10 protein-coding genes are annotated in these 12,684 nt (G+C 60.0%); 3 read left to right on the forward strand and 7 right to left on the reverse strand.

The window, feature by feature from the left end; all coding sequences use genetic code 11:
- Window positions 1-8 precede the first annotated feature (8 nt).
- Entirely contained in the window at window positions 9-575 is a 567-nt protein-coding gene (locus RI03_RS17985) for a sterol desaturase family protein (protein WP_010219033.1), read from the reverse strand.
- A gap of 259 nt (window positions 576-834) precedes the next feature.
- Here RI03_RS17985 and RI03_RS17990 point away from each other — a divergent pair, with 259 nt between their 5' ends.
- A complete protein-coding gene (locus RI03_RS17990; RefSeq protein WP_010219034.1) occupies window positions 835-1,593 on the forward strand; it encodes an SDR family NAD(P)-dependent oxidoreductase in 759 nt (252 codons plus the stop codon).
- A gap of 19 nt (window positions 1,594-1,612) precedes the next feature.
- Here the strand turns inward: RI03_RS17990 and RI03_RS17995 are convergent, their stop codons facing one another.
- Window positions 1,613-3,058, reverse strand: a complete 1,446-nt coding sequence (locus RI03_RS17995; protein ID WP_010219036.1) for an LTA synthase family protein — start codon at window positions 3,056-3,058, stop codon at window positions 1,613-1,615.
- Window positions 3,059-3,293: 235 nt separating this feature from the next.
- Between RI03_RS17995 and RI03_RS18000 the strand changes: the two genes are divergently transcribed.
- A complete protein-coding gene (locus tag RI03_RS18000; RefSeq protein ID WP_081504266.1) occupies window positions 3,294-4,604 on the forward strand; it encodes a capsule biosynthesis protein in 1,311 nt (436 codons plus the stop codon).
- 538 nt (window positions 4,605-5,142) lie between these two features.
- On the opposite strand, the gene RI03_RS23730 is transcribed toward RI03_RS18000, so the two are convergent.
- The 4 genes from RI03_RS23730 to RI03_RS22900 all read right to left on the reverse strand — a co-directional run bounded on the left by RI03_RS23730 (window position 5,143) and on the right by RI03_RS22900 (window position 9,368).
- The gene (locus RI03_RS23730; RefSeq protein ID WP_170318411.1) at window positions 5,143-5,427 is read right to left on the reverse strand and encodes a hypothetical protein; all 285 of its coding nucleotides are present in this window, start codon (window positions 5,425-5,427) and stop codon (window positions 5,143-5,145) included.
- Between the two features lie 274 nt (window positions 5,428-5,701).
- A complete protein-coding gene (locus tag RI03_RS18005) occupies window positions 5,702-6,646 on the reverse strand; it encodes a hypothetical protein (protein ID WP_138995723.1) in 945 nt (314 codons plus the stop codon).
- 52 nt (window positions 6,647-6,698) lie between these two features.
- A complete protein-coding gene (locus RI03_RS18010) occupies window positions 6,699-7,790 on the reverse strand; it encodes a DegT/DnrJ/EryC1/StrS family aminotransferase (protein WP_010219039.1) in 1,092 nt (363 codons plus the stop codon).
- Between the two features lie 177 nt (window positions 7,791-7,967).
- Window positions 7,968-9,368 (reverse strand): glycosyltransferase family protein, encoded by a 1,401-nt coding sequence (locus RI03_RS22900; protein WP_010219040.1) that lies wholly within the window; start codon window positions 9,366-9,368, stop codon window positions 7,968-7,970.
- Window positions 9,369-9,492: 124 nt separating this feature from the next.
- On the opposite strand from RI03_RS22900, the gene RI03_RS18020 reads away from it, so the two are divergent.
- Window positions 9,493-10,860 carry a glycosyltransferase family protein gene (locus tag RI03_RS18020; protein ID WP_010219041.1) on the forward strand — a complete coding sequence of 456 codons (1,368 nt, stop codon included), beginning with the start codon at window positions 9,493-9,495 and terminating at the stop codon, window positions 10,858-10,860.
- A gap of 20 nt (window positions 10,861-10,880) precedes the next feature.
- On the opposite strand, the gene RI03_RS22370 is transcribed toward RI03_RS18020, so the two are convergent.
- On the reverse strand, window positions 10,881-12,671 hold the full coding sequence (locus RI03_RS22370; RefSeq protein WP_138995724.1) for a hypothetical protein: 1,791 nt from the start codon (window positions 12,669-12,671) through the stop codon (window positions 10,881-10,883).
- Window positions 12,672-12,684: the final 13 nt, after the last annotated feature.

A 12,684-nucleotide genomic window follows, 5' to 3' on the forward strand; every position in this document is an offset into this window, starting at 1 on the left:
CGGTACGATCAGGAACGCCGTCCATTCAGCCGCGCCGCCGCCTTGGCGGAGATGTACGATCCGAACAGGTGATCCCAGAAGATCGTGGTGATCGCGTAATTACCTGGCGTTCGACCATAATGGTGGCGGATATGATGTTGCCGGAGGATCCGCATGATCCCGCTGCGCGCGGGGCGCTGGTGGCAGGCATAATGGATCGTGTCGTAACAGACGTAACCGATTTCGAACCCGAGGAAGATGACCGTACCGGGTTGTCCGAACAGCAGCACAAGCCCGCCCCAGATCATTGCCGACCAGGTGACACTGACGATCGGCGGCATCAGGCTGCGGTATGGATCCTTGGGATCATCATGGTGATTGCCATGGATCACGAACCCCAGCCACTGACCCAGGTCAGACTTGAGCTCGAGGTGGAACAGGTAGCGATGCATGCAATATTCGAACAGCGACCAGATCAGCAGGCCCCCCGCGACCAGCCCGAGCCAAGGCCCGAACGACACGATTCCCCAACCAGCCCACACCAAAAAGAGCAGGATCGCCGCCCAGGTGACGGCAAAGGCCTTGGGGGAGATCACCGTCAGTCGCTCCAGCCACGCGTGGCGAAACAGGCGTAAGCGTTGCGGATAGCCGCCGTCTCCGCTCCGGTTCGGCTCCCGACCTTCTCGACGTATGTTCATAGGCGCTATGGACAGAGACTGGGTGTTTCTGTCAAGCTATGAGCGTCATTCCGACTGTCAGTTCGTAGTAAAAATCGTTTTATCCTGCGGTTTTGCGGCAGATAACATAAACACGCGATCGAATGTTGCGTTAACAAGTTCTCATTTCGGGACCGATGTGCTGCTCAGAATTCTGATTACGGGTGCGTCGAGCGGTCTCGGCGCGGCGATTGCGAGGCATTATGCCGCGCCCGGCAAGATGCTCTTGTTGTGGGGACGGGATTCGGTGCGGCTCGAAGCAGTCGCGAATCAGTGCCGGACGGCGGGCGCGACCGTGTCTATCCGCGCGCTCGATCTGGTCGATACCGCCGCCGCAATCGCGGCGATCGCTGACGAGGATACCGCCGACGCGATCGACCTTGCCGTCCTGTCGGCTGGGATCGGCGATATCCAGGCCTCGATCGACCGGGTCGATCCGCCAGACACCATCAGGATCATGGGGCTGGTCAACTTCGTGACGCCGAGCGCGATGGCAGCGGCCTTGGCGGACCGGATGGCGATTCGTGGGCGCGGCCATATCGTCGTGATCGGTTCGGCGGCGGCATTCCACGCGTTGCCCTTTGCCGCAGCTTACGCCGGCTCGAAAGCAGGACTTGCGCGCTTCACCGAGGCTCTGCGAATCGGTGTGGCACCCCATGGCGTCAACGTGCTGCTCGTTTCCCCCGGACCCATCGACACACCAGGTGGGCGCGCAGTGCCCGCGCCACGGGCGGTGCTGGTCCAGCCGTCTTACGTTGCCGCGCGCATTGCGCGCGCGAGTGCGGCGGGGCGTGGACACCTAATCCTTCCTTGGCCGTTCGCGCTGCTGAGAGCGATCGACCGGTTGCTTCCGACGGCTTTGCGCGATCGCCTGCTGAACAGCTTGCGGCCCCGCTGACGCGGGCAATCCGCCACGGCTAGGACGCGCGCAGGATCGCGTGGTGCAGTTCGTCCGGCGTCAGGTCCCGCGCCGTCCCATTCCCCGGAATTGCCTTCCCGTCCGCGAAGCGCAGCATCACATAGGGCGTGTGGCGGTCTGCCCCGGGCTCGACAATGCCGGGAATGCTGGGGCGATGATCGCCAAAGAAGACGAGCAACGCGGAGGATCCGCTCGCAAGAAGGTGATCGATCAGCGCGGTCAGCATTGCGTCGCTGTTGCGCAAATGATGTAGATAGGCGTCGAGCCCGCCCGGCGAACCGGTGATGCGATCCTTGCGCCACGGGCCGTGGTTTTCCATCGTGACGGTATAGATAAACGTCGGTTTGCGGGCATGATTGATCACCTCGCCCAGCGCTGCTGCGACCGCGCGATCCTCGACATAACGGCCGTTGCCCGGGGTCGCGGTCGGGAAATGTTTCTCGCCGATCAAGCGATCGAAGCCGATCGCCGGCATCAGCCGGTCGCGCCCGTAGAACCGCAGGTCGTGCGGGTGAACGAACAGGCACTGATAGCCCCGCGCCCCAAGCCGCGCCGGGATCGCGTAGGAAGCCTCGCCGCGTGCGGAGAGGAACGGATCATAGCGTCGGAAGCCGAGCGCGGCCTCGCTCCGCCCGAACAGCACGCCGAATTCCGTCCGCATCGTGTAGGCGCCAAACCCGCTCACACTAAGATTCCCGCTTTGCACGGCAAGACTCCGGGCACGGGCGAGCCCGGGCATTGCAAGCTGTCGATTCCCGGTCAGCGCTACCGGATCGGCAAACGATTCGCACTGGATAACCAGGATCAGGTCGAGCGCAGCACGGTCCTCTGCAGTGACGGGAGTCTCGGTGCACGCCGGGGGATCGGGGGTCTCGCGCCAGCGCAGCCAGTACAGCAGGAGCACCGCTATCAGCCCGTGCAGCGCCAGATCCCGATCGAGATCCGGAACTGGCGCGGCCGATCGTCCGGCACCGCTTCGACCCAGCAAGACAAGCGCGCCGAGGGCGGCAAGCGCAATAGCGACGCCCGCAAGGTGCGAGGCCGCGTCGGGGACAAACAACCAGGCGAGCCCGACCAGCACCGCCACGGCACCGACCCCAAAGGCCGCCTGCTGAAGTGTCGACAGCGCACTCAGATAAAACCTCGGGTGCCGCACAAGTGCCGCGAACAGCGCAAGATCGGAAAAGGACAAAGGCTCGCCCAGCATGGCGTGCTTGGCATTGGAGGCCACGACGAAGACCGCCATCAGTGCCACCGTCGCCACCCCCGCGACCGCGGCGCTTCCCGAGAGACCTAGGAACCCGCCGAAGAGCATGGAGAGCATCAGGGCGTGCACGCCGATACCGATCACGCTGCGCGGCCCATGGCGATGCGGACGCACCATGCCATTGAACAGCCAAGCGGTGCCCTGCATCAGTGCAAAGGATAAGATACCGATCGTCACAGCTTGCCCGCGATGTCCGCTTGATGAAGTCGACGAAATGCGCGCAAAACCTGGCGACTGGGGGGCGCTATAGCGCTCTGCCATGGCGCTGTCACCGCCGGATAATCTTGCTTAAGGCGGGCAACGGTTCTAGCGGATGGAAGATACCACCCTCGGTTGCATAGCGGCAGTTCGCACGGATCCGGCATGCACCGTGCGGGCAGGCCCAGATAGCGACTCGTTGAAGGATTGCCCGATGCCTGCCTCCCTCGCGTCCGCGAGCATCACGCCAAGGATCGCTGCGCCGGGCGCACTTCGCGTACCTGGCGAGCGCAACATTCTCCTCCTGCAAGGACTGATGGGCCCGCTTTTCCGCCGCGTCGGTCAGGCGCTGAGACGCGAAGGGTACGGCGTCTACAAGGTCAATTTCAACGGTGGCGACCGCCTTTTCTGGCGGATGCCGAACGGCATCGACTATCGCGGGACGCTGGAAGACTGGCCTGGCGAACTAGCGCGGCTGATCGAGCGGCATCGCATCACCGATGTGATGCTGTTCGGCGATTGCCGCGCGATGCATCTCGGCGCAATCGCCTTGTGTCGCGACCTGCACATTCCCGTCCACGTGTTCGAGGAAGGCTATATCCGGCCGGACTGGGTCACGCTGGAGCTCGGCGGGGTCAATGGCCATTCGAGCTTGCCCCGTGACCCCGTGTGGTACCGTGCAGAGGCCGCCACGCTGCCGCCGGTCCCGGTCCATTACCAGGTCCCGTCTTCGTTCCGCCGCCGCGCACTGGAGGCGATCGCGTATAATTTCGCGGACGTGTTCAGCCGCTGGCGGTATCCGCACTGGCAGACGCACCGTCCATGGCATCCGCTCGTGGAGGGTATGGGATGGATACGACGGTTGCGGCGCCGTAAGGAAGCAGCGGACCGCTCGACCGCGTTGATCGAGAGTCTTCAGACGAGACAGAATCCTTATTTCCTGTTCCCGCTTCAGCTGGATTCGGACGCTCAGATCCGGCTTCATTCCAACTTCGCGGGGATCGCCGATGCCCTCCGCATGGTCATCCGCTCGTTCGCAGCGCATGCACCGGCGCCGCTTCGGCTGTTGATCAAGGAACATCCGCTCGACAATGGCGTGCGCGACTGGCGCAACGAGACCAATGCGCTTGCGGGCCTGTACGGCGTCACCGACCGAATCGATTATCTCGAAAGCGGCGACATGGTCCCGGTCGCGCAACGCGCGAACGGCATGGTGACGATCAACAGCACTAGCGGGACACTCGCACTGATGCAGAACGTGCCGGTGATCGCGCTTGGTCATGCCGTCTACGACATGGAGGACATCACTTTCCAAGGCCGGCTCGACGATTTTTGGCGCGACCCGGGCAAGCCAGATCCGGAAACCTGGGCCGCGTTTCGCCGCGTGCTGATCGACCGCTGCCTGATTCCGGGCGGATTTTTCTCGGAAGAGGCACTCCAGCAGGTGACCGATGGCGTGATTGCTCGGCTGGCCGGGGCAAAACCGCAAAGCGCGATCGCCGTGCGGGATCTGACGATCCGCTAGCGAATAATGCTGCCACCGTGGCGCGCTTACTTTGTAACAAAGCGGTAGCCGTAATCTATTACCAAACCGCAGACCGATTGGGTTCGAGCGGCTGGCTGCGGCTACCCTAATATGTTTTGACGCAAGTTGAGGTACTTAATTAGGACGTAATTCAACAGCGCCTTCCGATACTAAGCCTCGTGCATGCCTGAACCTGCAGCCGGTCAAGCACATGACGCAGGGCTATCGGCTCCAGCGTCGAGTTCGCAGCTGCTTCCCCTACGAACGACATATACATGCTCGAGTTTTAGACTAGGCGGTCCACGCCCTTGCCCTTACCGAACCGGACAACCTGCAATCTGTCGTATGCAATTATTGCTTCGGCTTCATAGTGAGCGGCGCCAAGGACCTCGTGCTCATATCGAACACCAACGCCTTTTTTGCTTCAACAGGTCGGATGAGTCAAACTGGTCGGCTGCCAAATTAGGAGTATTTTATTGCTCTACGAAGATGTTACCAACCTCAGCGGCTGTTCATCGTCCAGGCGATAGGTGATACTTCAGTCGAGCAATTTACCAATGACAGCCTCCAAGGCTTCTCGCCGCAATGCCGGACCGTTCCAGATCGCAAGGGAACGCAGCCGTCGCGGGCCTTCAAGCTGACGGCTTTGCGGTTCAGAACATTCTACAGCAGCTGGGGCAAAACGCGCTCCGTCAAGCTGTTGTAGCGCTATGGCCAAAATCGCGCCGCGATCCTTACCAAAATACTTGCTGATTCGGCGGATGTCGTTTCTCACCGCGTCCTGGGTTCCCAAGTTGTTCGAATTCCCCTCTTCACCCGACAACGGCCATTTGGTTTCCGGCCTACCATTCTAGGAATAGCCCTGCGCCAATCGAAACAGATTCGGCGATATTTGCAGAATTCTCGGCGCGAAGCTGCTTCAGCAAGGCGGTCCAATTCGCGACCTGCGGTGGGTCGACTGGTTCAACAGTCGGCAGTTGCGGGAGCCAATCGGAATTCTCCGCCCGCTGAAGCTGAACAACGATATTGCGACATCTTCGTTAAAGACCGCATGACCCTGTGACTTAACGGAATGGCCTCGGAGAGACCCGGCGCGGTTAGAGCAGCCTGACGCGGCAAAGATAGCCCGGCTCCATCGCGACAACTGACACAGCGGCAAGCGGACCGTGGGCGAGATGCTGGCGCAGTTGGGCGGCGAAGGGCGCGTCGACGATCAACGAGATCTGTGCGGTTAGAACGTCCGGCCGACTTGCGGCGGTGCGGGCCACTGCCTCCCCCCCGAGCGTCATCGCATCCGCAGAACTGAGATCGTGACCCAGCAGCGTGACTGCATGTGTGATGAGCGGCGCGACGGCATAGCGCACCCGATAAGCCCGCCAGCACCCCGCCGTGCCAGCTTCGGCGTTTGGGTCGTACACGCTATCACCATAGAACCGCACGCGTGCGCCGCCGAGCAGCACCGCATTCTCGTCGCGCGGTGCCTCTTTCATCGTCACCCGCGCGAAAATCCAGCGCGGGGTCCTAGGGGCGAAGAAAACGGACGCTTCCAGCCCGGACGTCAGGCCCGCCAGCACCGCATAATGGGGAATATAGCCGACCAACTCCTCCGGCACGAAATCCACGCGGACGTCCGGGTCGAAGGTCTCGGGGCCTCCATAGGCCGGGTCGCACCAGCGGTTGGGCATGCGTCCCTCATGCCGACCCCATTGAATATAGTGGACATAAGGATTCAACCCGGCGTCGCGGACATCTGGATTGTTGGCGACATACCAGTCGCTTTCAAAAAAGGGCGAGGGGCAAAGTACCTGCGCATTATCGGTCGCCAAGAAATGACTGACCGCATCGACGGAGGCAGAATCCGGATAGGCAGCATTATACCAGCGGCTATCGAACAGCGGATTGGGGTCCAACCGCCCACGCCCCCCCTCAGCCGCATAATGCCGCCAAGCCGCCAGCTCCCCGTCTAGGCCCTGCCGACGCGCATACCAGGCCGCATCGAAGATCGGGCGGATATCCGGACGATCCACCACCCCCTCGGACAAATTACAATGTGACTCTCCCGTCATTGGGCTAGGCTCGCGCTCATGCGGCGGATCAAAAGCTGTCAATGGCGTGCACGACCTGGCGCACCTGCTGGGCCGACATGTCTGGCCACATCGGCAGGGACAGGGCAGTATCGGCCAGTCGGTCCGCAATGGGCTGCGCACCGATGCCATCTCCGGTATACGCCCCCGATCCGCCGGGGGTGATGGGATAGTGGATCAGGGAATCGCACCCGGCCGCCTTTAGATGCTCCGACAGCGCATCACGTCGATCCAACGTCACGACGAATAGGTGATAGACGTGGCGAGCCCAGTCTGCCTCGACAGGCAGTTGCACTTTGCTGGATGAGGCCAGCTGTTCAAGATACTGGGCCGCAACGTCTCGGCGACGGTCATTCTCATCCGCCAGATACCGGAGCTTCACGTTCAAGATAGCGGCCTGCACCTCGTCCAGGCGAGAGTTGAAGCCCACTTCGTCATGGTGATATTTTTTTGCCGAACCGTAGTTGCGAAGACTACGGATGCGCTCGGCCAGCACGGGATCATTGGTCGTTACCGCGCCGGCATCGCCCAACGCACCGAGATTCTTAGTCGGATAGAAACTGAAACCCGCCGCGTGACCGATGCTGCCTGCGCGGCGCCCCTTATATTCCGCGCCATGCGCCTGCGCGGCGTCCTCCAGCACGAACAGGTCGCGGCGTGCCGCAATGTCCATAATAGCGTCCATGTCGGACATATGGCCGAAAAGATGGACCGGCATGACCGCACGCGTCCGGTCGGTCAGCGCATCCTCAATCCGGTTGGGGTCAAGCGTGTAGGTTAAGGGGTCGATCTCCACTGGGACCGGAGTGGCACCTACATGCGACACGGCGAGCCAGGAGGCAATGAAGGTCTGCGACGGCACGATCACTTCGTCGCCCGGTCCAACGCCGGCGGCACGCAAGCTGAGGCTAAGCGCATCCAATCCATTACCGACGCCGACGCAATGCCCAGCCCCGCATATACCTGCAAAATTCCTTTCGAACGCCGCCGTCTCTGCCCCCAATATTACGCTTCCGCTGTCCACAACACGGGCCATGGCATCAAGAATCTCCTGGCGATTGGTGGCAATCGAATTTCGGAAATCAACGAAAGGAACCTTCATAACTGGCAGTATTCCCTATCAGATCTACGCATCCATCGCGCAGAAGCCTGCCCCCGTCCATCGACGGGTAATTTACACCGCCTCACGGCCAGAAAGGTCGCGAGGCACGATCAACGGGTAAGTATGTTGGGCAATTTTGACAAGCAGCGACACGAGCGAAACCTCCTGCTAAAATAGTCATTGTCCTATGGTCATGCTGTGCAACAGGTCGCCGACTACCGCGGAATATCCGGGTTGACTCAAAAGACGCACTGCCCCTCTGTCGACCAGCGCAACCCGTTCCTCCTCCTCGCGGAGGTAATGTTCAACAATCAAGACCGCTTCGCCCACATCCTTGTAGAGGGGAACCGGGACGTCATCGCCGAAGCGGTCGAACAGCGCCTTAGCCATGGTATATGGCGCAACCGCCAAGGTGCCCGACGCGATCGCGATCAAGAGGTCCGCCGGTATCTCCCGCTCTTGCCCCGGTGGTGGGGTGACTAGGGCGATTTTAGCGTCACCGTAGCACTCGCGCGCACAACGCAGGCTCGCCCAGTCGTTCCGCACGTCGAGAGCCGCTGCCACCCCTCGGCGCTGGTCGCGCCACCCCGCATCGCCGACAATCCGGAGACCGAAGGGGGCGAGCCTGTGCGCGATAGCACGCCGCTCTCGGATCGCCAGGGGCGGCCTACCGTGCAGCGATAGCGGTGAAGGGCAACGCCAGATGACCGGGATTGACCGTTCGCTCAATCCGGCTTGCAGATAGGCACCGGACATCGGTTCTGCATAGCGTAACGGCGACGAATCGGTCACGCTTGTCAGCAACGCTGCGATCCGCGTCGATGGGGTCGCGACCGTCGCCAGGGATAGGGCATTGCGCAGGCCGGGCCGCATGGCAAGCGCGGCCGCCGCGCTATCGAAAACCACGATAAGGCCCCGGCCCGCCACCTTTGCGACGCGCGGGGTCAGGCCCGCGCCGTTGATGCTGATGATGGGGGCACGCACCCGATGCCAGCGCCCCAGCCCCGCCCCTACCAGCGCCAGCACCGCACGATGCAATAGGGAGCGAGGGTGGACAACATGCAGCCGTACGCTGCGGTCGTGCAGGACTAGTTCCGCCAACCATTGAACGATGATTGGCGTCCCGATATCCTCGACCCGGATGCACACGTCCACTGTGCCCGGATCCAGAGACGACAGGCCGAGCGGCGCCCTGCCCTTCGCCCGTCCCGATTGAAGGTAATGGAGCAGCGGATTGATCCCGGCATCGCGCACGTCGGGATTGGCGATGCAATAGCGGGAAGTGCTAAACCATGGGCCGGGCTCACGCCCTTCCCGCCAGCCCGACTGCATGTAATGAAGCAAGGGGTCCGCGCCAGCATCGCGCACGTCGGGATATTGGTGAAGATACCAAACGGGGTCCATGAAAGCGTTTGGCGCACGCCGCTGCGCCCAGCCGACGTCGATGAAATGCTGAACCGGGTCGGCGCACTCGCCGACATCCGCATAGGCCTTCCGATACCAGTCTGCATCGAAAATTGCTGACACCCGCAGGTCTATTCCCAACCGCTCTAGACTGTGCAGGATCGTTTGTGTCATCGGAGTGGTGGTTAATCGGTTATGATATCCTGTCCAGGATTGTTTTCTGCATCGAAAGCAATACTGATTCGGGTCCGATTATCTTACAATATTCCAAAGAACAGATATTATACATTCAGCGGAAATGATGACGGAAGCCGACCACAACCAATATAGTGATCACGTAGGGGATCGGCGTAAGCCGCGGGCTGCATTTTTTGGATATTCCTGGAGCACGAACTTCCATGTCGATGGCTACATGGAGCAGCACATTGAAAATATACTATCGCTAAACATCGATGTTGACCTGTATTTGGGGAATCATTTTGCGGAACGCAGGGGCGTGGTTGGAACGGCTCCAGTGATTTCGCCAGCCCGACTGGCAACACATGTTGAGTCACAGAGATATGATTTCGCCATATCCTTCAACAACTCCATGCTGATGCCAAAGGTCGTCGAGGCGCTGAACTGTTATCCCGTTTCGGTCATTGTCGACAGCGAACAACATCTGTTCGATTATTGCGACAGGGGCGGGTTTTCGGCTTTCGAACTTGATATCAAGATCGCCCCTATCTACCGCTCGCTCGAGCAGGATATCGCCACGAAGTGCCCCCATGCATTGGAGCGGTATCACTTCCTGCCGCCAGCCACCGATATCGATGGTTGGCGAAGGCCGCCCACAGGCGATGCAGTCGTATGGCGCAACATCTCGTGGATCGCCAGCTTGGTCGGCGACCACTTCCTTGACCAGCTGATCGACTTCGTGGCGCGGCACCCATTCTTCGGCGGGATCATGCGCGAATGCCTGAACAGAATTTCCAGCGTCGGCTATCTGCACGACTACAAGCAACGCAGGGAAGTCTTGGACTTTTGCGCGAGCCTTGGATGGGAGATCGATTTCCTCGAAATCCACCTTCAGAATATTGTGACCAACCTTGAACGCACCGCCATTGTTGAGGAACTGAGTCATCGCGGGCTTGCACTTTACGGCAATGACCGGTGGAACATGCTGATTCCGAAAAATCGGGCGACAGCCCAGTCATTCATGTCCGGACGGACTATATCCTCCCATCGCGCGCAAATGGATGTCTACAACGCGTCCCGACTTTCCATCAACATGCCGCAGGCGCAGGCTAAGACGGGAATGCAATATCGCATACTTGACGTCATGGCTTCCCGCTCGCTCCTGCTAACTAAGCATATCGACGAGTCCGATATCGATGCGGTGTTCGAGGGAAAGTTCCCCCTGCCGCGCTTCAGAACGACCGCCGAACTTGGCAAGTTCGCGGACCATTACTTAGCGAGAGAGGATGAGCGACAAACACTAGTCAAAGCATGCCACGAGCTCGTCGGTCCCAGTTTCAGCTTCCAAGAGCGCGTAACGGACTATTTGAACCTGAGCAATGCCGCCGCAGCCGCACCGCTGTCACGTGGCGTTCCAGAAGGCGGGGGGCGCGGCAGACTCGACAAAATAGAATGGCAGCGCTTCACCAACTGGACCGGCCGACGATAAACGTTGCTGCTTCTCCGTACTCAACCGTGCCTGCCATCAAGAAAGCTAGGCTCCCGCCCTTCATACTGTCCAAACTCGACGAAATGAAGGAGCGGGTCGACGCCCGCCGCCGCCACGTCAGGGTAGCGGCGCAGATAGGAGGCCGGGTCAAAGCCGGCGCCGTCTGGCCGCTGGCTGATGGAGCGATACAGCTGCCTATCCTCGGGTGGTAAGCGATTTACCGCAGCGCGACGCACGCGCTCGGCTTTCTTCGAACGCCGCACTTGGTCGCCTACGGTCTTCTCGCGCAGACGCGCCAAAGTACGAATAAATCGGTTGCCGGCCAGCGCTGTATTGTCGGGTGGCCCCCCATCGTCGTCCAACGCTCCACCATGCTGAACGCTGGCAAGCGCCTGCTGCGCGGCATGGCTGGCCGTCAGATGGGCAACGTGATTGAAATGCAGAGCCTTGTCGAGATGATCCGGCTGATAAGGGTACAACTCATAAGGGGCGGACGTCGGCAGGCCGTTACAGATCGCTTCGATCTTGCCGGCTACATCCACGCAGTCGCTACTGTACTGAAGGATATAATGCGCGCGGGAACGGGCGGCATGCATGCCGAGTGACTTCGGCGTTACTGTGCGGATGACCTCCGCAAATTCCGCCGGATATTTCCACAAGAACGCATCCGGATAGACTAGGTCGCGGTTACTGGCGAAACGCGACAGATAATTCTCGGGCATCAAGATCGGCAAGCCCGCGCCCATCACTTCAATCGTGGTGCGTGTGCAGCTCATGGGGAAGGAGCCGATAAACAGGTCGACCTCCTGATCCACCAGCGTCCGCCATAGCGATGGCGTACCGGGGATGTGGACGAACCGCTCGGCATCGATGTCGTTGGCAGTCAGCCTGTCGCGGAGGGCGGCGAGTTCGGACGGGGAGATTTCGCCGATATGGATATGCCTGCCGTTCCGCCCTTTGAAGCGGTCCACCAGCATGTCTTGATAGGGATAGAGATAAAAATTGCTGAATTTGTGATAGGCACCGGACGAACAGGTCGTCAGTTCCCCCGTCCGCACGAATTGCGAACCAACCCTGGTCACGTCGTTGTCGTGTACCGTCAGCGGAACGTAGACATTTCCACGAATGCCTTCATTGTTTCGGCAATTATAAAACCCGATATTATGCGGATCGACATGGACCGCACCCTCCATGTGGACTCCCACGCAGATATTATGGTCGGAATGATGATAGAAAATAACTTTAGTTTTGTCGACAAACGGCCGCGCGGCAGCAATAGCCACTGGATCCTGATGATGATTGAGCAGGAATATACGCGCCGGCGCGATGCGCAAAAACTGCTGGATTAGCCAGCCGAGCTTCTCTTGCGCCTCGCCCGGCGGACAGACGGAGATGACGGCACCCGAGGCGTCAATGTCTGACAGTTCGCGATCCTCCGACGACATGTCGTTCAGATAATCGGTCGCAATCACCGAACACTCGTAGCCGGGATGCGCTTTTACCAGATCGCCGACGACCAGCGAAGTAGCACCATATTTGTAGAGGCCGGTGCAGACAATAACCACACGCTTTTCGACCGGACGGAAGGGACTTTGCGCTAGCCGCGCTTCAAAAAAATGACGAAAGTAGCCGTCACCGATCAGTTCGCACAATTCGTCGATCTTACGCGAGCCAACCACTTCAACCGGCAATGACTGCTCGTTCGTAACCGAGATGATGAAACGTTTCAAATTATCGAGTGCATCGGAATATTCTCCGCAAACAACCTTCTTCCCTACTTCCGACTTTAACTCATAGAAACTCGAGTACATTATACTCTCCGGG

The organism is Sphingomonas sp. PAMC 26621, from assembly GCF_000251145.1.
Classification (GTDB): domain Bacteria; phylum Pseudomonadota; class Alphaproteobacteria; order Sphingomonadales; family Sphingomonadaceae; genus Sphingomonas.